Genomic DNA, 24,127 nt, shown 5'->3' on the forward strand with positions numbered 1-24,127 from the left:
CGGGTCACATGGCGGGTCGGAGCGCCGGGATCGCGATCCCGGCCAGGCCCCGCACGAACGACTTGGTGAAGTCGAAGAAGTCGAAGTAGTCCCGCCACAGCGTGATCTTGCCGTCGCGGATCTCGAAGACGCCGCACACCCAGAACTGCATGCGCAGCGGTCCCAGCACCAGGGCGTCGGTGCGCTCGTTGAGCACGGTCGTGCCCTCGGCGACGTTGCGGTGGAACTTCACCTCGAACGCCATCCGCCCCTCCATGCCGCTCAGCAGCTTCACGACGCGGGCGCGGCCGTGGATCGTCGGGAGGCCGACGTTCTGATAGGCGACGTCGTCGGCGAGAAGGTCGTCGGCCGTGGCGAAGTCCTGGTCGGACAGGGCGAAGAGGAACCTCTCCACGATGCGTGCGTTGGTCGTGTTGGTCAACGCCGATGTCTGCTCGCTCATGACTCGAAGAGTAGTCACGCGGGCTGTGGCAGGGTAGGCCGATGCACGTCGCGGTCGTGGCCGGTCCCGATCCGGGGCACGCGTTCCCGGCCATCGCGCTGTGTCTGCGGTTCCTCGCCGCCGGCGACCGTCCCACGCTGCTGACCGGCAGGCAGTGGCTGGAGACCGCCCGAGCGGCGGGCATCGACGCCGTCGAGCTGGCGGGCCTCGACGCCACCGACGCCGACGACGACACCGACGCCGGCGCCAAGATCCACCGTCGCGCGGCCACGATGGCGGCGCTGAACGAGCCACGGTTGCGCGACCTCGCCCCGGACCTGATCGTCTCGGACGTCATCACGGCGTGCGGTGGCATGGCCGCCGAGATGATCGGTCTGCCCTGGGTGGAGCTGAACCCCCATCCGCTGTACCGGCCGTCGAAGGGGCTGCCACCGATCGGCAGCGGACTGGCGCCGGGGACGGGAGTGCGGGGTCATCTCCGCGACGCCGTCATGCGCACGCTGTCGGCGCGATCGGTCCGCCAGGGTCTGGCGCAGCGGACGTCGGCGCGGATCGGCATCGGGCTGCCCGCCGCGGATCCGGGTCCGGCGCGACGCCTGATCGCGACGCTGCCGGCTCTCGAGGTGGACCGCCCGGACTGGCCCGCCGAGGCCGTCGTGGTCGGCCCGCTGCACTTCGAGCCCACCGACGCGGTACTCGAGGTACCCGCCGGCGACGGGCCCGTGGTCCTGGTCGCGCCGTCGACCGCGACGACGGGCACGGAGGGTCTCGCCGAACTCGCGCTGCGCACGCTGGTCCCGGGTCGGACGCTGCCCGCGGGGTCGCGGGTGGTGGTGTCGCGGCTCGGCGGCGCGGACGTGACGGTGCCGCCGTGGGCGGTCGTCGGGCTGGGCAGGCAGGACGAACTGCTGCGCCGGGCGGACCTGGTGATCTGCGGCGGCGGGCACGGCATGGTGGCCAAGACGCTGCTGGCCGGCGTGCCGATGGTCGTGGTGCCCGGCGGGGGAGACCAGTGGGAGATCGCCAATCGCCTTGTGCGGCAGGGGAGTGCGGAGCTGATCCGACCCCTGGGCGAGGAGGCGCTGGTGGCCAGGGTGGCCGACGTGCTCGCCCATCCGCGCTACCGGGACGCCGCGCGGCGGGCCGGCGACGACGCCGACCGCGTCGCCGATCCGGTACGGGTGTGCCATGACGCGCTCGGGGTCGCTCGGTAAGTTGGTGGGCGTGCGGTTGACGGAATTCCACGAGCTGGTCTACGAGCGGTTCGGTGAGGTGCGGGCCACCTCGCTGCTCGTCGACCACGTGCTGAGCGCGCTGGACGGGCGCACGTCCGCCCAGGCCATCGAGGCCGGCGTCGAGCCCCGGGACGTGTGGCGCGCGCTGTGCGCGGACTTCGACGTGCCGCGCGACGAGTGGTGACGACCGTCCCGGTCTGACGTCGGCGGGTCCGACGGCGTGTCCACTTGAATCGAACACGTGTTCGTCTACTGTGGGAATCGTTCGAACGCGGGACTTGTCGGTGGCCTCCTCTAACGTCGCGGCCAACCGATCGGAAACCGATCGAGAACCCACCAGGACGGAGACACACCATGCCGCAAGCACCGGATCGCGAGAAGGCCCTAGAGCTGGCCCTCGCGCAGATCGAGAAGAGTCACGGCAAGGGCTCGGTGATGCGCCTCGGCGAGGAGGTGCGCCAGCCGATCTCGGTCATCCCGACCGGATCGATCGCGCTCGACGTGGCGCTCGGCATCGGCGGTCTGCCGCGCGGCCGAGTCGTCGAGATCTACGGCCCGGAGTCGTCGGGCAAGACCACCGTCGCCCTGCACGCGGTGGCCAACGCCCAGGCCGCAGGCGGCATCGCGGCGTTCATCGACGCCGAGCACGCGCTCGACCCCGACTACGCCAAGAGGCTGGGTGTCGACACCGACTCCCTGCTGGTCAGCCAGCCGGACACCGGTGAGCAGGCCCTCGAGATCGCCGACATGCTGATCCGGTCGGGCGCGCTCGACATCCTGGTCATCGACTCGGTCGCCGCACTCGTGCCCCGCGCCGAGATCGAGGGCGAGATGGGCGACAGCCACGTCGGTCTGCAGGCCCGCCTGATGAGCCAGGCGCTGCGCAAGATCACCGGCGCCCTGAGCAATTCGAACACGACGGCGATCTTCATCAACCAGCTGCGCGAGAAGATCGGCGTGATGTTCGGCTCGCCGGAGACCACCACGGGCGGCAAGGCGCTGAAGTTCTACGCCTCGGTGCGTCTCGACGTGCGTCGCATCGAGACCCTCAAGGACGGCACCGACGCGGTCGGCAACCGGACGCGCTGCAAGATCGTCAAGAACAAGATGGCGCCGCCGTTCAAGCAGGCCGAGTTCGACATTCTGTACGGCAAGGGCATCTCCAAGGAGGGCTCGCTCATCGACATGGGCGTCGAGCACGGCTTCGTCCGCAAGTCGGGCTCCTGGTTCACCTACGAGGGCGAGCAGCTGGGGCAGGGCAAGGAGAACGCCCGTAACTTCCTGATGGAGAACCCGGAGACCGCCGCGGAGATCGAGAAGAAGATCAAGGAGAAGCTCGGCATCGGTGCCGTGTTGACCAACGACGATGACGTCCTTCCCGCTCCCGTCGACTTCTGATCCGGCGGATTCCCCGTCGCGCGACGAGCAGGCGCGGGCGATCTGCCTGCGCCTGCTCACCGTGCGGGCACGCACCCGCGCCGAACTGGCGACCAAGCTGGCCGGTCGCGGCTTCGCCGAGGAGGAGATCGCCCGCTCGCTCGACCGGTTGACCGACGTCGGTCTGATCGACGACGAGGACTTCGCCGAGCAGTGGGTGCGGTCCCGACAGGTCAACGCGGGCAAGGGACGCCGCGCCCTGGCTGCCGAATTGCGCACCAAGGGCGTCGACAAGGAGATCATCGAGGACGCCCTGGCGGGAATCGACGCCGACACCGAACGCGTGCGTGCCGAACAGCTGGTGGCCGACCGGCTCCGGCGGGAACGGTTCGACGACGAGGCCTCCGAGGCCAAGGTGATGCGGCGGCTGGTCGGAATGCTCGCGCGACGCGGCTACGGGCAGTCGATGGCGCTCGACGTCGTCAAGGTCGCATTGGCCGGCGAGCGGGAGCGGCGCCGGGTGTAGTCCGCCGCCACCAATCCCCGGGTCACCACCCGGCGCAGCACCACCACTCCCGCCGTGGCCGTGATCGTCGGCCACGACGCGTCGGCGCTGAGCCGCAGCAGGCCGGCGGCGAGGAACAGGTCGAGCAGCACGTGCAGCGCGAGCACCGGCCGACCGAACACCACCAGCGCGGCCCCCGCCAGCAGGATCGCCGACACGGCCACCAGCCACGAGACCGCGATCACGGCGGTGTGGGGTCCGGCGGTGCCGCCGCGGCCCTCTCGCGCTCGACGGCGGCCTGCTCCTGGGCGATCTCCTTGGCCAGGAAGTAGTTGAGGGCGGTGCGGATCGCGGCGATCGCCGCCAGCTTGCCGATCTCCTCGAACGACGGCGAGATGGCCGTCCGCAGCACGTCGGCCGCGAGTTGGAACTCCAGGCCCAGTGCCAGGAAGCGGCCGAGTGTGAGCCGCACGGAGGAGAATTCGACCACGTCGCGGCGTGCCAGCACCAGTACGAACCGGACGATCGCGACCAGCGCGCCGGTCACGATGACCACGGCCCCGCACGCCTCGACGAGGCGCGCCATCACGTCCACGACGTTGCGCAGCATCGACTCCGGGAGGATGTCGAAGGCGATGGTCGAGGTCATGGCGGCGCTAGACCGCCTTCGCGCCGGGCGCGCCCTCCTGCTCGACGGCTTGGCTCGCGAGGGGAGCGGGCCCACGGCGTGAACGTCGTAGTCGGCCCTCCAGCCGGGTCGCGAACGCCGACAGCGCGAAGTTGACGCTGATCATCAGCAGCGCGATGACGATCAGGGCGGGCACGTAATTGCCGTACGACGAGCCCACCACCGTGCCCTGGCGCACCATCTCGACGAACGTGATCTGGTAGCCGATCGCGGTGTCCTTGAGCACCACCACCATCTGCGACACCAGCACCGGCAGCATCGACGTCACCGCCTGTGGCAGGAGGATCGACCGCATCGTCTGACTCCACCGCAGGCCCAGCGCTTCGGCGGCCTCCGCCTGGCCGCGCGGCAGCGCGTTGACGCCCGCTCGCACGATCTCCGCGATCACGGCACCGTTGTAGAGCGTCAGACCGGTGATCACGCCGGCCAGTGCCAGGTACTTCGACGGGAACACGTCGTACAGCGCGAAGAGGAAGTACGCGAAGATCATCATGATCAGCACCGGGATGGCGCGGAAGACCTCGACGATCACCGAGCACAGCCACCGGATGGGCGTGTGCGTCGACAGCCGCCCGACGCCCAGCACGAACCCGAGGACCAGCGCCAGCACGATCGACACGGCCGCCGCGGTCAGCGTGCCCTCGATGCCGGGAAGGACGTAGGTGGTCCACAGCTCCGGGGTGAGGAACGGCTCCCACTTCGCCGAGTCCAACTGCCCCTTGCTGTTGAGGCGCGCGAGGACGATCCCCGCGACGAGCAGCAGGACGACGACCGTGATCGCGCTGATGATCCTGTTGCGCACCCGGGCGCGGGGGCCCGGCGCGTCGAAGAGGACCGATGAACCCGTCATGACCCTCTGTTCTTCGCGCAGGCGCTCATCACCGTGCGACCGCCAATCTCTTGCCCAGCCACCCGAACAGCAGGCCCAGCGGCAGCGTCAGCACCATGAACCCGAGGGCGAAGATCGTGCCGATCACGAGCAGCGCTGCCGTGTTCTCGATCATCTCCTTCATGAGCAGCGCGGCCTCGGCCACGCCGATCGCCGAGGCGATGGTCGTGTTCTTCGTCAACGCGATCAGCACGGACCCCAACGGGATGAGCACCGCGCGAAATGCCTGCGGCAGCAGGATGATTCGCAGGTTCTGTCCGAACGACAGGCCCAGCGACCGAGCTGCCTCGGCCTGTCCGAGCGGCACGGTGTTCACCCCGGAGCGGATGGTCTCACAGACGAACGACGCCGTGTAGACGGTCAATCCGAGCACCGCCAGCCGGAAGTTGCTGTCCTCGATCGACGTCGTGGACTGCGAGTCCACCAGCGTGATGCCCAGCGTCTGCGACAACCCGAACGAGCAGAACAGGATGATCAGCGTCAGCGGCGTGTTGCGCACGACGTTGACGTACGACGTCCCGAGCCAGTTCAGCATCGGCACGGGCGACAGCCGCATCGCGGCCAGCAGCGTGCCGAGGATCAGGGCGCCGACGGCGGAGAACACCGTCAACTGGATCGTCGTCCAGAACGCCTCGAAGATCTGGTCGCGATACTCGGAGAACACCTCCACGTGAGATCCGCCGGCTCCTGATCAGCTCGTCTAGCGCCGGGTCAGCTCTTGGCGATCGCCGGCGGAGCGGGCGTCGGGATGCCCGCGGGGCCGAGGTTCTTCTCGAACGCGGCCGCCCACGCGCCGTCGGACTCCATCTTGGCCAGCGCGTCGTTGATCTTGGTCTGCATCTCGGTGTCGTCCTTCTTCAGGCCGATGCCGTAGTTCTCCTCGGAGAAGGTGTCGCCGACGATCTTGAACACGCCGGGGCTCTGCGCGGCATAACCCGCCAGGATCACCTCGTCCGTGGTCACGGCGTCGATGGCGCCGTTCTTGAGCGCCTCGATGCACGCCGAGTACGTGTCGTACTGCTGCAGCTGCACGCTGGGGAACTCGTCCTTGATCTTCTGCGCCGGCGTCGAACCCGACACCGAGCACAGCTTCTTGTTGTTGGCCAGCGAGTCCTTGCCGGTGATGTCGGTGTTGTCGGCCTTGACGAGCAGGCTCTGACCGGTGACCAGGTAGGGCCCGGCGAAGGACACCTTCTCCTTGCGCGCATCGGTGATCGAGTAGGTGGCCACGACGTAGTCGACCTGGCCGTTCTGGATCAGCGTCTCGCGCTGGCTCGACGGTGATTCCTTCCACTCGATCTTGTCCGGCTCGTAGCCCAGTTCCTTCGCGACGTAGGTGGCGACGTCGACGTCGAACCCGCTGTAGGTGCCGTCGGGGTTCTTCAAGCCGAGACCCGGCTGGTCGAACTTGGTGCCGATGACGATCTTGCCCTCGTCGGAACCACTCCCGCCGCCACACGCGGTGAGGGACAGGGGCAGTGCGACGGCGACCGCGACGACGGCGGCCATCTTGATGAACGGCCTAGGGGAGGACACGGTGATGTTTCCTTTCGCCAATGCTCAGTGGTTGAGGATCTTGCCGAGGAAGTCCTTGGCTCGATCGGATTTCGGGTTGGAGAAGAACTCTTCGGGTTTCGCGTCCTCGACGATGGCCCCGTCGGCCATGAAGACGACGCGGTGCGAGGCCCGCCGGGCGAACCCCATCTCGTGGGTGACGACGACCATCGTCATGCCGTCCGACGCCAGCGACGTCATGACCGCGAGGACCTCGTTGATCATCTCGGGGTCCAGGGCGCTGGTCGGCTCGTCGAACAGCATCACCTTGGGGTTCATGGCGAGGGACCGGGCGATGGCGACGCGCTGCTGTTGGCCGCCGGACAGCTGGGCGGGGTACTTGTCGGCCTGGTTGGCCACCCCGACCCGCTCGAGCAGCGTCATGGCGTGCGCGCGGGCCTCGGCCTTGTTCTTCTTGCGCACCTTCATCGGTGCGAGCGCGACGTTGTCCACGATCGTCTTGTGGGCGAACAGGTTGAACGACTGGAACACCATGCCGACCTCGGACCGCAGTTCGGCGAGCTTGCGCCCCTCGGCAGGCAGCGGCTGACCGTCGACGGCGATGGTGCCCGAGTCGATCGGTTCGAGGCGGTTGATGGTGCGGCAGAGCGTCGACTTGCCCGACCCCGAGGGGCCGAGGACGACGACGACCTGGCCACGGTCGACCTCGAGGTTGATGTCCTTGAGGACGTGCAGTTCGCCGAAGTGCTTGTCGACGTTCCGCATTGAGATCATCGGCTGGGTGGTGGAAGCCGGTTCGCTCATGAACCGCCCCGGCGCGGACCGCGACCCATCGATTCCATGCGGACAGACCTTACCCAGGTAACGCCCAGACCGCCGAGGTCTGCGCAATCCGAGGAATTTGGTGTCGTCGGTGGCGCCGATACCATTGATGGGTGACCTCCTCCATGACGCGCGACCCCTCGGTGGCGGCCGGCGTCGGACCCGCGGTCGACGCGGACGTCGAGGGACGCACCTATCAGGTTCGCACCTACGGCTGCCAGATGAACGTGCACGACTCCGAGCGACTCGCGGGACTGCTCGAGGAGGCCGGCTACCGTCGGGCCGCCGACGGCATCGACGCCGACGTGGTGGTGTTCAACACCTGTGCCGTCCGCGAGAACGCCGACAACAAGCTGTACGGCAACCTCAGCCACCTGGCCCCCCGCAAGCAGTCCGATCCCCGCATGCAGATCGCGGTGGGTGGCTGCCTCGCGCAGAAGGACCGCGAGGCGGTGCTCCGCAAGGCGCCCTGGGTCGACGTCGTGTTCGGCACCCACAACATCGGCTCGCTGCCGGTGCTGCTCGAGCGCGCGCGGCACAACCGCGAGGCGCAGGTCGAGATCGCCGACGCGCTGCGGGAGTTCCCGTCCGCGCTGCCCGCGACGCGCGAATCGGCCTACGCCGCGTGGGTGTCGGTCTCGGTGGGATGCAACAACACCTGCACGTTCTGCATCGTGCCCGCGCTGCGCGGCAAGGAGGTCGACCGCAGCCCCTCCGACGTGCTGGCGGAGGTGCGCGCGCTGGCCGAGCAGGGCGTCCTCGAGGTGACGCTGCTGGGCCAGAACGTCAACGCCTACGGCGTGTCGTTCGCCGATCCGCACCTCGACCGCGACCGCGGCGCCTTCGCCAAGCTGCTGCGCGCCTGCGGTGAGGTCGACGGCCTCGAGCGCGTCCGGTTCACCTCACCGCACCCCGCCGAGTTCACCGACGACGTCATCGAGGCCATGGCCGTCACGCCCAACGTGTGTCCCACGCTGCACATGCCGCTGCAATCCGGCTCCGACCGCGTGCTCAAGGCGATGCGCCGCTCCTACCGCGCCGAGCGCTACCTCGGCATCATCGACCGGGTCCGCGCCGCGATCCCGCACGCCGCCATCACCACCGACGTCATCGTCGGCTTCCCCGGTGAGACCGAGGAGGACTTCGCGGCGACCCTCGACGTGGTCGAGCGGTCCCGCTTCGCGACCGCCTTCACCTTCCAGTACTCCAGGCGGCCCGGTACGCCGGCGGCCGACCTGCCGGATCAGCTGCCGAAAGCCGTTGTGCAGGAACGCTATCAACGGCTCGTCGACCTGCAGGAGCGGATCTCCCTCGAGGAGAACCGCGCGCTGATCGGCCGCGAGGTCGAACTGCTCGTCGCCGCCGGCGAGGGACGCAAGGACGTCGCCACCGCCCGGATGTCCGGACGGGCCCGAGACGGCCGGCTGGTGCACTTCGCACCCGGCGGCCGCGACGTGCGACCCGGCGACGTGGTGGTCACCACCGTGACCGCCGCGGCGCCGCACCACCTGACCGCCGACGCCGAGGTCGTCGACCACCGGCGCACCCGGGCCGGCGACAGCCACGAGGCCGGCCGGCGCGTGACCACGAACGTCGGTCTGGGCATGCCCGCCATCGGTGTGCCCGCCGTCCAACCCCTCTCGACGGGATGCAGCCTGTGACCAAAGACCGCGCCTCCACCGGCGGCGCCTCCGCCGGAGGCGACTTCGACGACTTCAAGGGCGACCTCGAGGACGCCGAACGCCGCGTGTCACGCGAGATCGACCCGGGCGCCCGCGCGGTCGTCGTCGCCATCCTGGTGTTCGTGCTGCTGCTGTCGTTCCTGCTGCCGCACACCGGATCGGCCCGCGGGTTCGACGCGCTGGTCGGCAGCGACGCCGCCGTCCGCGAAGCGGTCGCGCTGCCGTCGCGGGTGTTCACCTGGCTCGTCCTGGTGTTCGGCGTCGGGTTCTCGATGCTGGCCCTGCTGACGCGCCGCTGGGCACTGGCCTGGATCGCCGCCGCCGGATCGGCCATCGCATGCCCGATCGGCATGCTCGCGGTGTGGTCGCGCCAGACCGTCTCCGACGGGAATCCCGGCCCGAGTTACGGCCTGGTGGTGGCGTGGGTCGCGGTCATCCTGCTGACGTTCCACTGGATCCGCGTGGTGTGGGCGCGCACGGCCGTGCAGTTGGCGGCCGAGGAGGAGCGCCGCCGCATGGTGGCCCAGCAGCAGCGGCCCACCCTGCTGGACGACGGCGACGCCGGCCGACCGCCGACCGGCTAGCGCTTCTTGCCGAGCGCCTCGACGGCGGTCTCGGCCCACTGACGCCACTGCGCCGCGCTGGTCCTGGCCTGCTCGGCGTCCTTCGCGCGCCCGGCCGCCTCGGCCTTCTCCGCCTGGCGTTCGAACTGCTCGGCGCGCTCGCGGAACTGATCGGCCCTGGCCTTGGCCTCCGGATCGGTCCACCCGGTGGACGCGGCGTCGCGGACCTTCTTCTCGATGTTGCGCAGGCGGCGTTCCAGGTCGGCGTCGCGGTCGCGCGGCGCCTTGCCGATCGCATCCCACTTGTCGCCGATCGCCCGCAGCGCTGCCCGCGCGGCGTCGACGTCGGTCGGGTCGATGGCCTCGGCCTGGGCGAGCAGGGCCTCCTTGGCGGTGGCGTTGCCCGCGAACTCGGCGTCGCGCTCGGCGTTGACGGCGTTGCGCGCCTTGAAGAACTTGTCCTGCGCGCCCTTGAAGCGCTTCCACAGCGCGTCGTCGACGTCCTTGGCGGTCCGGCCCGCGGCCTTCCACTGCACCAGCAGGTCGCGGAACGTCGCGCCGGTGGGTCCCCAGTCGGTCGAGTCGGCGAGTGCCTCGGCGCGCTCACAGAGCGCCTCCTTGGCCTGCCGGACGCCGGCCCGCTCGCGGTCCAGTTCGGCGAAGTGCGAGCCGCGGCGGCGGTTGAACGTCTCACGCGCCGACGAGTAGCGCTTCCACAGCGCGTCGTCGGTCTTGCGGTCGAGCCCGGTGATGGTCCGCCACTCGTCGAGGATCTCCCGGAGTCGGTCGCCGGAGGCCTTCCACTGGGTGGACGACGCGGCGATCTCCTCGGCCTCGACGGCGAGGGCCTCCTTGCGCGCGGTCTGCGCGGCGCGGTGCTCGTCGCGGCGCTGCCTTTCCTCGCTGGCGTGGGAGTCGGCCGTCTCGACGATGGTCGCGAGTCGCGCGGCGAGTGCGTCGACGTCGCCGAGCACCGATGCGGTGGGCAGCGTCTCCGCCAGCGCGGCGGCGGCGGTCTTGATCTTGCGGGCGTCGCCGGTGCCGGACGACAGCCGGTGCTCCATCAGCGCGATCTCGGTGTGCAGGTCGTCGAACCGGCGACCGAAGTGCGCATAGGCGGCCTCGGTGTCGCCGGCCTGCCAGGACCCGATCTGCCGCTCGCCGGACGAGGTGATCAGCCACACCGTGCCGTCCGGGTCCACCCGGCCGAACCGGTGCGGATCCGCGGTCGGCGCCACGGTCGGGGCAGCGGGTGCCACCGCCGCGGCGGGTCCGGGCCTGGGGCCGGGCCGAGGGGGTCCGGGTCGGGGCGCGGGCTTGGGTGTTCCGCCTGACTCGCTGATCGTCATGTCCGTCATCTCCGTGCACTCTGCGTGGCTGTCCACGCTCCTGCCGCGCGACGCGGCGCCGTCTGTCTCGCCCGCTATTCAAACAGGTCGCCGTGCGGCGTGCGCACGCCTTCGCACGAGCGGTTGCCTAGGCTCGACCTTCGCGGGCCGGTCATCGGTGGTCCGAGGGCCCGGGAGGAGGACGGTGTGGACGTGAACCGTGCCGACGTCGCCGCGCTCCTCGCGCTCGCGGCGGCGTTGTTCATCGCGATCGGCGACGTCATCCACCAGCGGTCCGCGCACGACGTCACCGACGAGCCCGTCGGCCACGTGCAACTCTTCCTCCGGCTGCTGCGGGACGGGCAGTGGTGGCTGGGCAGCGGGGTGTCCGCGGCGGGGTTCGCCTGCCAGGCCGCAGCGCTCGGGCTCGGCTCCGTGCTGCTGGTCCAGGCGGTGATGGTGACGTCGCTGCTGTTCGCCCTGCCGATCAGCGCCCGCGTCACCGGCCGTTCGGTGACGCGCTTCCAGTGGACGTGGGCGGCACTGCTCGCGGTCGCCATCGCCGTCATCGTGACCATCGGCAATCCGACCGAGGGCCAGTCGCGCGCCGACGTCGAGACGTGGTCGCTGGTGCTCGCGGTGCTGGTCCCGGCGATGGTCGTCTGCGTGGTCGCCGCGCGGTTCCTGCCAGGGTCGGCGGGTGCGGTGCTCCTGGCGCTGGTGTCGGGCGCGCTCTGGGGCATGTTCGCCGTCCTGCTCAAGGGCGTGATGGACCGGCTCGACGACGGGGTGTGGGAGCTGCTCAAGACCCCCGAGATGTACGCGGCGGCGGTGGTCGCCGTGCTGGGGACGGCGTGGCAGCAGTCGGCGTTCCGCGCGGGCGCGCTGACCGCGTCGCTGCCGACGATGACCGTCACCGAACCCGTCGTCGGTTCGGTGCTGGGCGTGGTGCTCCTCGGGGAGGCGCTGCGGCCCGGCGAGGCGGGCTGGATCACGCTGTCGATCGCCTTCGGCGTCATGGTGTTCGCGACCGCGGCACTCGCTCGCGGCGAGGCCGCCAACACGCAGGCCGCCGGTATGGCGGACCCCGCCGGCCGCGGCGCTGACTAGCGTGGAGACGTGCTGAGCGCCATCGCCGTCGTCCCCTCCGCGCCCGTGCTGATACCCGAACTCGCCACCGGCGCCGCGGCCGAACTGGTCGACCTGCGGGACGCGGTGATCCGGGCGGCGCGCGGGCTGCCGGACCGCTGGGTGGTGGTCGGCGTGGCGGACACCGGCGAGATCGTCCCCGCGACCGCCCGCGGCACCTTCGCCGGCTACGGCGTGGACGTGCCCGTCGCGCTGGGACCCGACCCCGCCGACGAGCCGCGCGACCTACCGCTGTGCGCCCTGATCGCGGGATGGCTTCGGGCGCAGGCGAACCCGCGTGCTGCCGCCGAGGTCCGCGCCTACGCCGCCGGACTCGACGCCGACGCCGCCGTGACAGCGGGTCGGAAGCTGCGCGTCGAGGTCGACGCACTCGCCGAGCCGGTGGGCGTGCTGGTGGTCGCCGACGGCGCCAACACCCTGATCCCGTCCGCTCCCGGCGGCCACGACCCCGATGCGATTCCGGTGCAGGCCGCACTAGACGACGCGCTCGCCGCCGGCGACGCGGCCGCGCTGGCCGCGACCGACGCGCGCATCGTTGGTCGCGTCGCCCACCAGGTGCTGGCCGGGCTGCTGGGCGAGCGCGCGGCGTCGGCCACCGAGCTGTACCGCGGCGCACCGTACGGGGTGGGGTACTTCGTGGGTGTGCTGAGGCCATGACGCGACCGGTCGCGATCGTCGGGCCCACCGGCACGGGCAAGTCGGCGCTCGCGCTGGAGGTCGCCGAGCGGCTCGGCGGCGAGATCGTCAACGCCGACGCCATGCAGCTGTACCGGGGCATGGACATCGGCACCGCGAAGCTGCCCGTCGGCGAGCGCCGCGGCGTCCCGCACCACCGGCTCGACGTCCTCGACGTCACCGAGACCGCGACCGTCGCGAACTACCAGCAGGCGGCCGCCGCCGACGTCGAGGCGATCGCCGCACGCGGTGCGGTGCCGGTCATCGTCGGCGGGTCCATGCTCTACGTGCAGTCGCTGCTGGACGAGTGGGCGTTCCCGGCGACCGATCCGGACGTGCGGGCGCGGTGGGAGGCCCGGCTCGCCGAGGTGGGCGTCGCCGCGCTGCACGGGGAGCTGGCCCGGGTCGACGCCGACGCCGCAGCCTCGATCCTGCCCACGGACGGCCGCCGCATCGTGCGCGCGCTGGAGGTGGTCGAGCTGACGGGCCTGCCCTTCGCGGCCAGCGCACCCACCATCGGCGAACCCCGGTGGGACACCCTCATCGTCGGGCTGGACTGGGACACCGCCGTGCTCGACGACCGGCTCGCCCGGCGCACCGACCTGATGTTCGACCAGGGCCTCGTCGACGAGGTGACGACGCTGTCCGCGCGGGGGCTGCGCGAGGGGGTCACCGCAGCCCGCGCGCTCGGCTACGCGCAGGTGCTCGAGGCGCTCGACGCCGGGGGGAGCGCCGAGGCGCTGACCGCCGCCCGCGAGCGCACGTTCATCGGGACGCGGCGGTACGTGCGCCGGCAGCGGTCGTGGTTCCGCCGGGACCACCGCATCCTCTGGCTGGACGGTGCGGCCGAGGGGAACCCCGAGGCGGTGCTGGCGGCCGTCCGCGCAGGTTGACGCCTATCCTGGTCGGATGAGGTTCGCGAAGGGGCACGGCACGCAGAACGACTTCGTCGTGCTGCCCGACCTCGACGCGCGGATCGACCTCGCCGCCGACTCGGTCGCCGCGCTGTGCGACCGCCGGCGCGGCCTCGGCGCCGACGGCGTCCTGCGGGTGACGACGGCCGGCGCAGCCCTGGCGGCCGGCGTGTTCGACCGCATCCCGGAGGGCGTGGCCGCCGGCGACTGGTACATGGACTACCGCAACGCCGACGGGTCGATCGCGCAGATGTGCGGCAACGGCGTCCGGGTGTTCACCCACTACCTGCGCGCCAGCGGCCTCGAGTCGCGCGACGAGTTCGTCGTCGGTTCGCTGGCCGGTCCGCGACCGGTGGTCCTGCACCGCGTCGACGACGTGCACGCCGACGTCACCGTCGACATGGGCAAGGCCAACACCACCGGCACCGGCACCGCCGTGGTGGGTGGGCGCACCTTCACCGGCACGGCCGTCGACGTCGGCAACCCGCACCTCGCCTGCGTCGACGAGACCCTGACACTCGACGACCTGGCCGCGCTCGACGTCGCGGCGCCCGTCCGGTTCGACGCCGCCCAGTTCCCCGACGGCGTCAACGTCGAGGTCCTCACCGAGGAGCTGGACGGCGCCGTCACCATGCGCGTCCACGAACGAGGTGTGGGCGAAACCCGTTCCTGCGGAACGGGAACCGTGGCGGCAGCCGTCGCCGCCCTCGAGCATCGAGGCGTCCAGACCGGGGCGCTGCTGGTCCGGATCCCCGGCGGCGAGGTGACCGTCACCGTCACCGATGCCACCAGCTTCCTGCGCGGTCCCTCGGTGCTCCTGGCACACGGGGACCTCGCGGAGGAATGGTGGCGCTCCCATCTGCGTTAATCGAGGTGCATGAACAGTGATCTCCGTGCGAACGTGTATTCGCCCATGACGTCCGATTTCTTCTCCAACTCCGTCCCGAGTACCGGTGAACTCGCGCTCGAGGACCGCGTCGCGCTGCGTCGCGTCGCCGGTCTGTCCACCGAACTCGCCGACGTGTCCGAGGTCGAGTACCGCCAGCTGCGCCTCGAACGCGTCGTGCTGGTCGGCGTGTGGACCGACGGCAGCGCCGCCGACGCCGACGCCAGCCTCGCCGAACTGGCCGCACTGGCCGAGACCGCGGGCTCCGAGGTGCTCGAGGGCCTCATACAGCGCCGCGACAAGCCCGACCCGTCCACCTACATCGGGTCCGGCAAGGCCCAGGAACTGCGCGACGTCGTCGAGGCCACCGGCGCCGACACCGTCATCTGCGACGGCGAGCTGAGCCCCGCGCAGCTGAACGCGCTCGAGAAGGCCGTCAAGGTCAAGGTCATCGACCGCACCGCGCTGATCCTCGACATCTTCGCCCAGCACGCCACGTCCGCGGAGGGCAAGGCGCAGGTCGCCTTCGCGCAGATGGAGTACATGCTGCCGAGGCTGCGTGGCTGGGGCGAGTCGATGTCCCGCCAGGGTGGTGGCGCCGGCGGCAGCAGTGGCGGCGTGGGTACGCGCGGCCCCGGTGAGACCAAGATCGAGACCGACCGCCGTCGGATCCGCGAGCGGATGAGCAAGCTGCGCCGCGAGATCAAGGACATGAAGAAGATCCGCGACACCCAGCGCGGCGGACGCCGTCGCAGCGAGGTGCCGTCGGTCGCCATCGTCGGCTACACCAACGCCGGCAAGTCCAGTGTGCTGAACGCGCTCACCGGCGCGGGCGTACTGGTGGAGAACGCGCTGTTCGCCACGCTCGAACCGACCACGCGCCGTGGCACGTTCGACGACGGCCGGCCGTTCGTGCTCACCGACACCGTCGGATTCGTCCGGCACCTCCCGACCCAACTCGTGGAGGCGTTCCGCAGCACGCTGGAGGAGGTCGTCGACGCCGACCTGCTGGTGCACGTCATCGACGGGTCCGACACCAACCCGCTGGCCCAGATCAACGCGGTCCGCAAGGTGGTCAACGACGTCGTCGCCGACTACGACATCGCCCCGCCGCCGGAGTTGGTGGTGGTCAACAAGACCGACGCCGCGTCGGGTCTGATCCTGGCGCAGCTGCGCTCGGCGCTGCCGGACGCGGTGTTCGTCTCCGCGCGCACCGGTGACGGCCTCGACCAGCTGCGTCGCCGGATGGGGGAGATGGTGATCGCCACCGACGAGGCCGTCGACGTGACGATCCCCTACGACCGGGGTGACCTGGTGGCCCGCATGCACGCCGACGGGCGCATCGACGCCACCGAGCACACCCCCGACGGGACGCGCGTCAAGGCGCGCGTGCCCGCGGCGCTGGCGGCCAGCCTCGGCGACTTCGCCACCTACTGAGCGTCGGGCCGCCGGACGATCACCGGCGGCTGGTGCGCCCGGACGGGCGGCAGCGGGCGGTCGTACCGCTCGATCTGCACCAGCACGTGCGCACCGGTGCACCCGTGGGCCAGCGCCGAGGTGCCGACGTCGGCGGTGAGCACGTTCGGATTGCCGTGCACGCACAGTGAATTCACGTCGGCCGGATCCTCGGGGTCGTACCAGGCGCCGGTCGACAGCTGCACCACGCCGGGACGCAGGCCGTCGTCCACCACGACCCCGGCCAGGCACGCGCCGCGGTCGTTGAACACCCGCACCACCTCGCCGTCGTCGACGCCGCGCGCGGCCGCATCGGTGGGGTGCATGCGGATGGGCTCGCGGCCCTGGACCTTCGAGGCCTGGCTGACCGCGCCGCCGTCGAGCTGACCGTGCAGCCGCGTCGCGGGCTGGTTGGCCAGCAGGTGCAGCGGAAACTCCTGGGCGCGAGGACCACCGAGCCACTCGTCGGGCTCCAGCCACGCCGGGTGGCCACGGCAGTCGTCGTAGCCGAACCCGTCGATGTCGTCGGAGAAGATCTCGATGCGGCCGCTCGGGGTGTGCAGGCGGTGCGCGACGGGGTCGGCGCGGAAGTCGGCCAGCAGCGTGAGGCCGGGTTCGGTCGGCAGCCGCACCGAACCGGCGCGCCAGAACTCCTCGAACGGCGGAACCTCGAACGTCAGTCCGTACGACCAGGTTTGATACATGTGCTCGAGCCACTCGCGGACCGTGCGTCCCTCGGTGAACTCGGCGCCGAACCCGAGGCGGTGGGCGAGCGCGGAGAAGGTCGCGTAGTCGTCGCGCGAGTCGGCGTGCGGTTCGGCCAGCGCGGGCATGGCCACCAGCAGCGGATCGTTGTGCGAGCCGGAGTAGTCGTCGCGCTCGTACGGCGTGGTGGACGGCACGACCACGTCGGCGTGCTTGGCCATCGCGGTCCAATAGGGATCGTGCACCACGACGGTGTCCGGTCGGGCCATCGCGCGGCGCAGCCGGCCGATGTCCTGGTGGTGGTGGAACGGGTTCCCGCCGGCCCAGTAGACCAGCCGGATGTCGGGATAGGTGGGCCGTAACCCGTTGTAGTCGAACGGTTCTCCGGGATGCAGCAGCATGTCGCTGACCGCCGCGACGGGGATGAACGTCCGCACCGGGTTCGGGCCCTGCGGCAACGAGGGCAGCCGGCAGCGCAGCGGCGGCAGGCCCGCCTCGTTCATCGAGCCGTAGCCGTGGCCGAAACCGCCGCCGGGGACGCCGATCTGGCCGAGCATGGCCGCCAAGGTCAGACCCATCCACGGTGCCTGCTCGCCGTGCCGAGTCCGCTGCAGCGACCAGCTGATGGTGACCAGGGTGCGGCTCGCGGCCATCCGGCGGGCCAGGTCGCCCACCTGGGCGGCGGGCAGTCCGCAGATGCCCTCGGCCCAGTGCGGCGACTTCGGGACGCCGTCCTCGACGCCCAGCAGGTAGCGCTCGAACCTGTCGTAGCCCGTGCAGTACCGCTCGAGGAACGCCCGGTCGGCCAGGCCTTCGGTGGCCAGCACGTGGGCCAGGGCGAGCATGACGGCGACGTCGGTTCCCGGGACCGGGGCCAGCCATTCGCAGTCGCCGTCGACGTCGTCGCGCAGCGGCGAGAACGACACGATGCGGCCGCCGCGGTCCCGTAGCCGCCGCAGCGCGTCCCGCGTCGGGTGGGCCGTGGTGCCGCCGTCGTTGATGCCGGTGTTCTTCATGGGTACGCCGCCGAAGCACACCAGCAGGTCGGTGTGGGCGGCGATGACGTCCCAGTCGGTGGAGCGCTTGAACAGGTCGTCGTGCGTGCCCACGACGCGCGGCATGATCACGCCGGTCGCGCCCAGGCTGTAGGAGTGCCGCGAGTAGGTGTAGCCGCCGAGCAGCTTGAGGAACCGGTGCACCTGGCTCTGGGCGTGGTGGAAGCGGCCGGCGCTGGACCACCCGTACGAGCCGCCGTAGATCGCCTCGTTGCCGTGCGTGTCCACGACGCGGCGCAGCTCGGTCGCGAGCAGTTCGGTCAGCTCGTCCCACGACACGGCGACGAACTCGTCGGCGCCGCGCCGGTCGGTCGGGCCGGGCCCGTCCTCCAGCCAGCCGCGGCGCACCGCGGGGCCGTCGACCCTCGACCGGTGCTTCAGCGACCCCGGCAGGTTGCCCAGCAGGGGGGAGGGATCGGCGTCGCCGCGCATCGGGCGCACGGCCTCGATGTCACCGTCGACGACGTCGGCGGTGAACGCGCCCCAGTGGGCGAGGCTGCCGGTCATGGTGACGATCCTAGGGGCGACGACACCGGTACCACGGGTACCAACCATCCGGTTGGGTGGTATAGGGTCGAAGACACATCCCGTACGCCGATCCGGAGGTTCTCCATGAGCGCGGCCAGCCAGGTAGTCAAGTTCGAGCGCACGCTCTTCGAACCCGAGCACGACATGTTCCGCGAGGCGTACCGCTCGTTCCTCGACCGGCACGTGGCGCCGTTCCACGATCAGTGGGAGAAGGACAAGATCGTCGACCGCGGTGTCTGGCTCGAGGCCGGTAAGCAGGGCTTCCTCGGCATGGCCGTCCCGGAGGAGTACGGCGGCGGCGGCAACCCCGACTTCCGCTACAACGTCATCGTCACCGAGGAGTCCAGCGCCGGCCGGTTCAGCGGCCTGGGCTTCGCGCTGCAGAACGACATCATCGCGCCGTACCTGCTGCGGCTGGGCACCGAGGAGCAGAAGCAGCGCTGGCTGCCCGGCTTCTGCTCCGGCGATCTGATCACCGCGATCGCGATGACCGAGCCCGGCACCGGCAGCGACCTGCAGGGCATCAAGACCAGGGCGGTCAAGCAGGACGACGGCAGCTGGGTGCTCAACGGCTCGAAGACGTTCATCACCAACGGCATCCACGCCGACCTGGTCATCGTCGTCGCGTGCACCGACCCGGAGAAGGGTGCCCTCGGGTTCTCGTTGCTGGTGGTCGAGCGCGGCATGCCCGGCTTCGAGCGCGGCAGGCACCTCGACAAGATCGGTCTCGACGCCCAGGACACCGCCGAGCTGTCGTTCACCGACGTCGTCGTGCCCGCCGAGAACCTGCTGGGCGACGAGGGATCCGGCTTCGTCTACCTGATGGAGAACCTCCCGCAGGAGCGGATCAGCATCGCCGTCATGGCCGCCGCCGGCATGGAGGCGGTCCTCGAGCAGACGCTGCAGTACACCAAGGAGCGCAAGGCGTTCGGCAAGCCGATCGGCAGCTTCCAGAACACCCGCTTCACGCTCGCCGAACTCTCCACCGAGGCCACCGTCGTCCGGATCATGGTCGACGAATTCCTCGCCCTCCACCTCGAGGACAAGTTGACGGTCGAGCAGGCGGCGATGGCCAAGTGGTACGCCACCGAGGCCCAGGTGCGTCTCAACGACCGGTGCCTGCAGATCCACGGCGGGTACGGATACATGCGCGAATACCCCGTGGCCAGGGCTTACCTCGATTCCCGGATCCAGACGATCTACGGCGGCACCACTGAGATCATGAAGGAGATCATCGGCCGGAGCATGGGCGTCTAGCCCTCCGTCGCACGTCGCGCGGCGGCCGTTCGACGGGACCGGTGGCGCGACACTCACCCGCGACCGCTTGGATATCCCTCAAGATGGACGTCGACTGACGCAGAGTTGACGCACACGATACTTCGAGGGAACCGTGAGCGGACCACGGGAGGGACTGATGACTGGGCTTCACACCCTGCTCCGCAGGTTCACGGGACGCGCGAGCGTCGCCGTGCTGATGGCGGTGGCGGTGGTCGCGTTGGCGCCCATGGTCCCGCTCGCGTCGGCGACGCCGGACGGTGACGCCGACGTCGCGATGACCCAGGCCTGGGAAGCAGGTGGTGGTCCCACCGGTCCGCTGGGCCCCAAGGACGGCGGCGTCTATCCGGTCGGCGCGGGCTTCGGGCAGAACTTCGCCGGTGGCCGCATCTTCTTCACCCCGGACACCGGGGCGCGCGTCATGCAGGGCGCCATCCTCGACAAGTACCTGGCGCTGGGCGGGCCCGGCGACGGCGACCTCGGCTTCCCGAACATCGACGAGGGCGCGGGCCGCGCCCCGAACAGCCGCAACACCACGTTCAGCGCCGCCGACAACCCGGTCATCTTCTGGACACCGGACACCGGCGCGCACGTCGTGCGCGGTGCGATCAACGCGGCATGGGACCGGCTCGGCGGATCGGCGGCCGCGCTCGGCGTGCCCACCGAGGACGAGGTCTACCGCGGCGACGTGGTGTCCCAGACGTTCAGCGGCGGCGAGATCTCCTGGAACCGCGTGACCAAGGCGTTCACCACGACGCCGCCTGAACTGGCCGCCCAGCTCGAGGGTCTCGAGATCCCCGGCGACGCCACCACGGAGATCGCCGCGGCACGACGCGCGGCCGGCGGACCGCTCGGCCCGCTCGGCGCGGCCGAGGGACCGCCCACCTCCGTGGGTGCCGACGGCCTCGAGCAGACGTTCGCCGGCGGCAAGATCTTCTACAGTCCCGCCACCGGCGCCACTGTGATCACCGGTCAGGTGCTCGCCAAGTACGAGAGCGTCGGCGGCCCCGGCGGCGACCTCGGGTTCCCGACCGCCAACGAGGCCGACGGCGGCCTCGCCCCGGCGAGCCGCTTCGCCACCTTCGCGGCCGAGGACCGGCCGGTGATCTTCTGGACCCCCGACTTCGGCGCGATGATCGTGCGCGGCGCCATGAACGCGGCCTGGAGCAAGCTCGGCGGCGCCGAGGGGGAGCTGGGCGCGCCGACCGCGGACCAGACCGAGAGCGACGACCTCGTCACGCAGAAGTTCGCGAACGGCGCCATCTCCTGGAATCGCGCCACGGGTGCGTTCACCACGGAGCCGCCGAACCTCGCGTCGCAGCTGTCCGGTCTCGAGGTGCCGGGGCAGACCGCCCCGCAGGCCCCGCAGGCCGAGGACTCCGACACCGGGGGCGGCCAGAAGTGGTACCGGCAGTGGTGGTGGGTGCTGGCGATCATCCCGGTGCTCGTCCTCGTCGGCGCCGTGGTCGCGGCCGTGGTGCTCAACCGCCGCCGCAACGACGACCGGCCCCCGCTCAACCACTTCGACGACTACGACGACGACTATGACGACGACGAGGACCACGACGCCGATTCGGGTCCGATCCCGACCGACGATCAGTCCACGGTGGGCCAGCCGCCCTACGTGCCGCTCAGCGCGTGGGCGATGCAGAGCGACGACGACAAGGCCGCCGATCCCGCCGGGGTGCCGCGCGGTGGCGTGTTCCCCAGCAGCTTCCCCGACGACCAGGACGCCATCGACACGACGCCGACCCGCGTGGTGACCGAGGCCGAGGTCGCGGCAGCAGACGCCCCCGCACGGGAACCGGCCGACGACGTCCCGGCCGAACCGGACGCCCCCGAGGACGCGACCGGGGTGCTTGCGACTGAGGTGCCTGCGACCGGGGTGCCGGAGCACGTCATCGCGGCGGAGCCCGATCCCGACCCCGATCCGGTGATCCCCTCGCCGTACGACGTGGACGCGGTGAGCGGACCGCCGAGCGGGCGGCACGCGGCGATCTCGCGCGACGCGACCGGACCGTCGCAGACCTCGTTGCAGCTGGCGATGAACAATCCGTTCGACGCGCCGGACGGCTATCCCATCAAGGCCGACACCAAGACCGGGCTGTACTTCCTCCCGGACTCACCGCACTACGACCGTGTCGGTGCCGAAATCTGGTTCGCCAGCGAGGAATTCGCCCTCACGAACGGCTTCGTCAGGGGCTGAGCGCGCTCAGATCTTGCGGATGACGGTGACGACCTTGCCGAGGATGGCCGCGTCGTTGCCGGGGATCGGATCGAACGCCGGGTTGTGCGGCATCAGCCACACCTGACCGCGAGTTCGCTTGAACGTCTTGACCGTTGCCTCGCCGTCGATCATGGCGGCGACGATGTCGCCGTTGTCGGCGACGTTCTGCTGGCGGACGACCACCCAGTCGCCGTCGCAGATCGCGGCGTCGATCATCGACTCGCCGACGACCTTGAGCAGGAACAGCGAACCCTCGCCCACGAGGACCTTCGGCAGGGGGAACACGTCCTCCACCGCCTCCTCGGCGAGGATGGGCCCGCCGGCCGCGATGCGGCCCAGCACGGGCACGAAGGTGGGCTCGGGCAGCGAGTCCGACCCCGCGACGTCGGTGGTGACGACGGGCGTCACGTGGTCGTCGGCGCCGCGGACGTCCACGGCGCGTGGGCGATTGGGATCGCGGCGCAGGAAGCCCTTCTTCTCGAGCGTGCGCAGCTGATGGGCCACCGACGACGTCGACGTCAGGCCGACGGCGTCGCCGATCTCCCGGATGCTGGGCGGATAGCCGCGGGTCGTGACCGACGAGCGGATCACGTTGAGGATGGTGCGCTGGCGTTCGGTGAGGTCGGCGTCACGACGTGACTCGGAGCCGGTTCGCGTGTCGCTGCTGTCAACCATGGCGCCGAATCTAGTCGTCGGCGGACCGATAATCAAACATGTGTTCGACGCGTGTCGCGCCGATCCGGCTTGTCGGTGTCATCTCTCAAGACATCGGTGACAGTTCTGCATCAGGACATCGGTGACAGTTCTGTTGGTCTTGGTGGTGACACTCGTGCGCCAAGGCTTCGGTGGTGGCTGTCAATGAACCGATCGATCCTTTGGTCCGTCTGGCGATCTCGCAGTGGCCCGATGACGCTCCTCGGGGTGCGGTGTCGACCTTCTGTGCCGAGTACGGAATCTCTCGTAAGTCGTTCTACGAGTTGCGCAAGCGTGCGGCGACCGACGGGCCGGCGGCGGTGCTCGAACCCAGGACGCGGCGACCGAAGTCGAGCCCGTCGAAGTTGAGTGACGAGGCCAAGGACCAGGCCCTTGCGGTACGCGCCGCGCTGGAGGCCACCGGGCTGGATCACGGGCCGATCAGTGTGCACGACAAGATGCACGCGATGGGCCTAGAGCAGGTCCCGTCCACGGCGTCGTTGGCGCGGGTGTTCCGTGAGGCCGGCGTGGCTCGCCTGGAGCCGAAGAAGAAGCCCCGCTCGGCGTGGCGCCGGTTCGTCTATCCGGCCCCCAATGCATGCTGGCAACTCGACGCCACCGAGTACGTGTTGAGCGGTGGGCGGCGGTGCGTGATCTTTCAGCTCCTCGATGACCACTCCCGCTACGCGCTCGCCTCCCACGTCGCGCTCGGCGAGACCGCCACGGCGGCGATCGCCGTGGTCGACAAGGCCATCGCCGAACATGGAGTGCCACAACGATTGTTGTCCGACAACGGGCATGCATTGAACCCGTCGCGCCGCGGGCACGTCGGCCAACTCGTCACCCATCTGGCTGCCCTGGGCGTGGAGGCGATCACCGGCAAGCCCTACAAGCCGACCACCCAAGGAAAGAACGAACGGTTCCACCAAACCCTGTTCCGCTACCTCGACAAGCAGCCCATCGCCGAGTCGCTGACCGAACTCCAACACCACGTCGACGCCTTCGACCACATCTACAACACCGAGCGCCCCCATCAAGGGCTACCGGGACGCGTCACTCCCCGCACGGCATGGGAAGCCACCCCGAAAGCGTCAGCGCCTCACCCCAAGCCCGCCCCTTTGTCCTTCGACCATGCCGTAGTCAAGCCACACCGGCCCGCACCAGCGCCCGCCGACCTCCCCCACGGAACCTCGGTCAAGACCCTCAACACCGCCGGTGCCTTCGTCCTCGCCGGCGTCACCTACAAAGTCGATGGACGACGCAGCTTCGAGCAGATCCTGGTCGTCATCGACGGCGACAACATCATCGCGACCGATCTCGACGGCGAAGTCCTCATCGAACACACCCGGCCCGCACCCGGGATCACCTACGTCGGCAACGGACGACCCCGCGGCCCACACCCCACAACCACCCAACCGTCACCGAAGTCCTGACACACCAACTGTCACCGATGTCCTGACACAGAACTGTCACCCATGTCCTGAGACATCACAGATCCGGCTTGTCGGTGGTCGCCGAT

Annotated in this window: 24 protein-coding genes; 14 read left to right on the top strand and 10 right to left on the bottom strand. The window is 70.4% G+C overall.

The features are described from left to right. Positions 1-4: 4 nt before the first annotated feature. Positions 5-442 carry a limonene-1,2-epoxide hydrolase family protein gene (locus tag AC1MEY_RS06420; protein WP_480229862.1) on the bottom strand — a complete coding sequence of 146 codons (438 nt, stop codon included), beginning with the start codon at positions 440-442 and terminating at the stop codon, positions 5-7. Between the two features lie 41 nt (positions 443-483). On the opposite strand from AC1MEY_RS06420, the gene AC1MEY_RS06425 reads away from it, so the two are divergent. The 4 genes from AC1MEY_RS06425 to recX all read left to right on the top strand — a co-directional run bounded on the left by AC1MEY_RS06425 (position 484) and on the right by recX (position 3,580). After that, positions 484-1,656: a glycosyltransferase gene (locus tag AC1MEY_RS06425; RefSeq protein ID WP_480229863.1), complete on the top strand. Its 1,173-nt coding sequence runs from the start codon at positions 484-486 to the stop codon at positions 1,654-1,656. Between the two features lie 10 nt (positions 1,657-1,666). Continuing rightward, entirely contained in the window at positions 1,667-1,861 is a 195-nt protein-coding gene (locus AC1MEY_RS06430; protein WP_480229864.1) for a DUF3046 domain-containing protein, read from the top strand. Positions 1,862-2,031: 170 nt separating this feature from the next. Continuing rightward, positions 2,032-3,075: a recombinase RecA gene (gene recA / locus AC1MEY_RS06435; protein ID WP_480229865.1), complete on the top strand. Its 1,044-nt coding sequence runs from the start codon at positions 2,032-2,034 to the stop codon at positions 3,073-3,075. Then, positions 3,044-3,580, top strand: a complete 537-nt coding sequence (recX, locus tag AC1MEY_RS06440) for a recombination regulator RecX (protein WP_480229866.1) — start codon at positions 3,044-3,046, stop codon at positions 3,578-3,580. The genes recA and recX overlap by 32 nt, the downstream gene beginning before the upstream one ends. On the opposite strand, the gene AC1MEY_RS06445 is transcribed toward recX, so the two are convergent. Genes AC1MEY_RS06445 through AC1MEY_RS06470 form a run of 6 tightly spaced genes read right to left on the bottom strand, consistent with a single transcriptional unit; the run spans position 3,508 to position 7,425 of the window. Further along, a complete protein-coding gene (locus AC1MEY_RS06445) occupies positions 3,508-3,804 on the bottom strand; it encodes a hypothetical protein (RefSeq protein ID WP_480229867.1) in 297 nt (98 codons plus the stop codon). The two genes, recX and AC1MEY_RS06445, sit on opposite strands and share 73 nt — an antisense overlap. Next, complete coding sequence (locus tag AC1MEY_RS06450; RefSeq protein ID WP_480229868.1) at positions 3,801-4,208, bottom strand: DUF1622 domain-containing protein; 408 nt, start codon at positions 4,206-4,208, stop codon at positions 3,801-3,803. Before AC1MEY_RS06450 ends, AC1MEY_RS06445 begins: the two co-directional genes overlap by 4 nt. A gap of 7 nt (positions 4,209-4,215) precedes the next feature. Continuing rightward, a complete protein-coding gene (locus AC1MEY_RS06455; RefSeq protein WP_480229869.1) occupies positions 4,216-5,097 on the bottom strand; it encodes an amino acid ABC transporter permease in 882 nt (293 codons plus the stop codon). Positions 5,098-5,125: 28 nt separating this feature from the next. Beyond that, positions 5,126-5,806: an amino acid ABC transporter permease gene (locus AC1MEY_RS06460; protein ID WP_480229870.1), complete on the bottom strand. Its 681-nt coding sequence runs from the start codon at positions 5,804-5,806 to the stop codon at positions 5,126-5,128. Between the two features lie 41 nt (positions 5,807-5,847). Further along, positions 5,848-6,645 carry a glutamate ABC transporter substrate-binding protein gene (locus tag AC1MEY_RS06465; protein WP_480231334.1) on the bottom strand — a complete coding sequence of 266 codons (798 nt, stop codon included), beginning with the start codon at positions 6,643-6,645 and terminating at the stop codon, positions 5,848-5,850. 51 nt (positions 6,646-6,696) lie between these two features. Then, the gene (locus AC1MEY_RS06470) at positions 6,697-7,425 is read right to left on the bottom strand and encodes an amino acid ABC transporter ATP-binding protein (protein ID WP_480231335.1); all 729 of its coding nucleotides are present in this window, start codon (positions 7,423-7,425) and stop codon (positions 6,697-6,699) included. A 173-nt stretch (positions 7,426-7,598) separates the two neighbouring features. On the opposite strand from AC1MEY_RS06470, the gene miaB reads away from it, so the two are divergent. Continuing rightward, on the top strand, positions 7,599-9,134 hold the full coding sequence (gene miaB, locus AC1MEY_RS06475; RefSeq protein ID WP_480231336.1) for a tRNA (N6-isopentenyl adenosine(37)-C2)-methylthiotransferase MiaB: 1,536 nt from the start codon (positions 7,599-7,601) through the stop codon (positions 9,132-9,134). Then, the gene (locus AC1MEY_RS06480; protein ID WP_480229871.1) at positions 9,122-9,739 is read left to right on the top strand and encodes an Rv2732c family membrane protein; all 618 of its coding nucleotides are present in this window, start codon (positions 9,122-9,124) and stop codon (positions 9,737-9,739) included. The genes miaB and AC1MEY_RS06480 overlap by 13 nt, the downstream gene beginning before the upstream one ends. Here the strand turns inward: AC1MEY_RS06480 and AC1MEY_RS06485 are convergent. Further along, the gene (locus AC1MEY_RS06485; protein ID WP_480229872.1) at positions 9,736-11,067 is read right to left on the bottom strand and encodes a DUF349 domain-containing protein; all 1,332 of its coding nucleotides are present in this window, start codon (positions 11,065-11,067) and stop codon (positions 9,736-9,738) included. The genes AC1MEY_RS06480 and AC1MEY_RS06485 overlap by 4 nt on opposite strands. A gap of 192 nt (positions 11,068-11,259) precedes the next feature. Here AC1MEY_RS06485 and AC1MEY_RS06490 point away from each other — a divergent pair, with 192 nt between their 5' ends. From AC1MEY_RS06490 to hflX, 5 genes are read left to right on the top strand one after another with little or no spacing between them, the layout of a single operon-like run. Then, on the top strand, positions 11,260-12,156 hold the full coding sequence (locus AC1MEY_RS06490) for a DMT family transporter (RefSeq protein ID WP_480231337.1): 897 nt from the start codon (positions 11,260-11,262) through the stop codon (positions 12,154-12,156). A 9-nt stretch (positions 12,157-12,165) separates the two neighbouring features. Continuing rightward, the gene (locus AC1MEY_RS06495) at positions 12,166-12,852 is read left to right on the top strand and encodes a class III extradiol ring-cleavage dioxygenase family protein (RefSeq protein ID WP_480229873.1); all 687 of its coding nucleotides are present in this window, start codon (positions 12,166-12,168) and stop codon (positions 12,850-12,852) included. Beyond that, positions 12,849-13,763: a tRNA (adenosine(37)-N6)-dimethylallyltransferase MiaA gene (miaA, locus tag AC1MEY_RS06500; protein WP_480229874.1), complete on the top strand. Its 915-nt coding sequence runs from the start codon at positions 12,849-12,851 to the stop codon at positions 13,761-13,763. The genes AC1MEY_RS06495 and miaA overlap by 4 nt, the downstream gene beginning before the upstream one ends. A gap of 16 nt (positions 13,764-13,779) precedes the next feature. Next, the gene (gene dapF, locus AC1MEY_RS06505) at positions 13,780-14,652 is read left to right on the top strand and encodes a diaminopimelate epimerase (protein ID WP_480229875.1); all 873 of its coding nucleotides are present in this window, start codon (positions 13,780-13,782) and stop codon (positions 14,650-14,652) included. 45 nt (positions 14,653-14,697) lie between these two features. Beyond that, positions 14,698-16,107 carry a GTPase HflX gene (hflX, locus tag AC1MEY_RS06510; protein WP_480229876.1) on the top strand — a complete coding sequence of 470 codons (1,410 nt, stop codon included), beginning with the start codon at positions 14,698-14,700 and terminating at the stop codon, positions 16,105-16,107. On the opposite strand, the gene AC1MEY_RS06515 is transcribed toward hflX, so the two are convergent. After that, complete coding sequence (locus AC1MEY_RS06515) at positions 16,101-18,392, bottom strand: molybdopterin guanine dinucleotide-containing S/N-oxide reductase (RefSeq protein WP_480229877.1); 2,292 nt, start codon at positions 18,390-18,392, stop codon at positions 16,101-16,103. The two genes, hflX and AC1MEY_RS06515, sit on opposite strands and share 7 nt — an antisense overlap. A gap of 105 nt (positions 18,393-18,497) precedes the next feature. Between AC1MEY_RS06515 and AC1MEY_RS06520 the strand changes: the two genes are divergently transcribed. Together AC1MEY_RS06520 and AC1MEY_RS06525 are read left to right on the top strand one after the other, a co-directional pair. Continuing rightward, positions 18,498-19,670: an acyl-CoA dehydrogenase family protein gene (locus AC1MEY_RS06520; RefSeq protein WP_480229878.1), complete on the top strand. Its 1,173-nt coding sequence runs from the start codon at positions 18,498-18,500 to the stop codon at positions 19,668-19,670. Positions 19,671-19,827: 157 nt separating this feature from the next. Continuing rightward, on the top strand, positions 19,828-21,894 hold the full coding sequence (locus tag AC1MEY_RS06525) for an LGFP repeat-containing protein (RefSeq protein WP_480229879.1): 2,067 nt from the start codon (positions 19,828-19,830) through the stop codon (positions 21,892-21,894). A gap of 6 nt (positions 21,895-21,900) precedes the next feature. On the opposite strand, the gene lexA is transcribed toward AC1MEY_RS06525, so the two are convergent. After that, positions 21,901-22,590, bottom strand: a complete 690-nt coding sequence (gene lexA / locus AC1MEY_RS06530; protein WP_480229880.1) for a transcriptional repressor LexA — start codon at positions 22,588-22,590, stop codon at positions 21,901-21,903. 170 nt (positions 22,591-22,760) lie between these two features. On the opposite strand from lexA, the gene AC1MEY_RS06535 reads away from it, so the two are divergent. Further along, positions 22,761-24,041 carry an integrase core domain-containing protein gene (locus AC1MEY_RS06535; RefSeq protein ID WP_480229881.1) on the top strand — a complete coding sequence of 427 codons (1,281 nt, stop codon included), beginning with the start codon at positions 22,761-22,763 and terminating at the stop codon, positions 24,039-24,041. Positions 24,042-24,127 lie beyond the last annotated feature (86 nt).

The organism is Mycobacterium sp. PTI7, from assembly GCF_056679845.1.